The sequence below is a fragment of the Streptomyces klenkii genome (assembly GCF_003626645.1).
In the GTDB taxonomy this organism is placed as follows: domain Bacteria; phylum Actinomycetota; class Actinomycetes; order Streptomycetales; family Streptomycetaceae; genus Streptomyces; species Streptomyces klenkii.
Genome location: NZ_RBAM01000245.1, coordinates 1 through 1,001, shown reverse-complemented (window position 1 = coordinate 1,001; position 1,001 = coordinate 1). Strand labels below are relative to the sequence as shown.

General features: G+C 71.5%; 1 protein-coding gene. It reads left to right on the top strand.

The features are described 5' to 3' along the window. On the top strand, window positions 1-1,001 hold a 1,001-nt coding region (locus D7231_RS36080), incomplete at both ends, for an aspartate aminotransferase family protein (protein ID WP_147449946.1).

Here is a 1,001-nt window from a genome sequence, read left to right as displayed (position 1 = left end):
GCAACCGCTACCTCGACTTCTTCGGCGGCATCCTCACCACCATGACCGCCCACGCCCTGCCCGAGGTGACCAGGGCGGTCACCGATCAGGCCCGCCGGGTTCTGCACACCTCCACGCTCTACCTCAACCGGCCCATGGTGGAGCTGGCCGAGAAGGTGGCCGGCCTGTCCGGCATCCCCGACGCCCGGGTCTTCTTCACCACCTCCGGCACCGAGGCCAACGACACGGCGCTGCTGCTGGCGAGCGCGTATCGCCGCTCCAACCAGGTGCTGGCCATGCGCAACAGCTACCACGGCCGATCCTTCTCCACCGTCGGCATCACTGGCAACGCCGCCTGGTCACCCACCAGCCTCTCCCCGCTCCAGACCCTGTACGTGCACGGCAGCGTCCGGTCCCGCGGGCCGTTCGCCGGCCTGCCCGACGGCGAGTTCATCGACGCCTGCGTCGCCGACCTGCGCGATCTGCTCGATCAGACGGGCGGCGGCGTCGCCGCGCTGATCGCCGAGCCCATCCAGGGCGTGGGCGGGTTCACTTCCGGGCCTGACGGGCTGTTCGCCGCGTTCCGCGAGGTGCTGAACGAGCGCGGCATCCTGTGGATCAGCGACGAGGTGCAGACCGGATGGGGCCGCACGGGCGAGCACTTCTGGGGCTGGCAGGCGCACGGCGCCGCCGGGCCGCCGGACATGCTGACGTTCGCCAAGGGCATCGGCAACGGCATGTCGATCGGCGGGGTGGTGGCCCGCGCCGAGGTCATGAACTGCCTGGACGCCAACTCGATCTCCACCTTCGGCGGCAGCCCGGTCACCATGGCCGCCGGCCAGGCCAACCTCGGCTATCTCCTGGAACACGATCTGCAGGGCAACGCCCGCCGCGTGGGCGCGCTGCTCATGGAGCGGCTGCGGGAGGCCGCGGCCGGCGTGGACTTCGTGCGGGAGGTGCGCGGACGCGGGCTGATGATCGGCATCGAGCTGGTCGCGCCGGGCACGGACGAGCCGAGCCCC